1 protein-coding gene is annotated in these 337 nt (G+C 72.7%); it reads right to left on the reverse strand.

Going from position 1 to position 337, the window contains the following annotated elements:
- Positions 1–305, reverse strand: a 305-nt coding sequence (locus AE652_RS06365; RefSeq protein WP_159028376.1) for a hypothetical protein, incomplete at its 3' end; no start/stop codon positions are given.
- Positions 306–337 lie beyond the last annotated feature (32 nt).

Raw genomic sequence — 337 nt, forward strand, 5'->3', positions numbered from 1 at the left:
TGCGTGACCACCCACAGCGGGGCCACAACCCCGGCACGATCGAGCGTCCGGATCAGCGCGAGCGTGTCAGCACCACCACGCGACACCCACGGACCCGCCTCCTCCGGCGACTCGTCCAGCGCCAGCAGCGACACCACACCCCGCAGATCACCGAGCGCGGACACGGTCTGACCGATCCGGTCAGGACGGTCCGCAGTGACGACATCGGCACCGTGATCCGCCAACGCCTGCGCCACGACGCCCGCGTCGGTGCCGTCCCCGACCAGCAGCCACGTCCCGGTCAGCACCCCGCCGGACTCGCCCACCGGCGCCCACGACACCCGGTACCGCCAGTCCG

This window comes from Kitasatospora sp. MY 5-36 (assembly GCF_001182915.1).
GTDB lineage: Bacteria > Actinomycetota > Actinomycetes > Streptomycetales > Streptomycetaceae > Kitasatospora.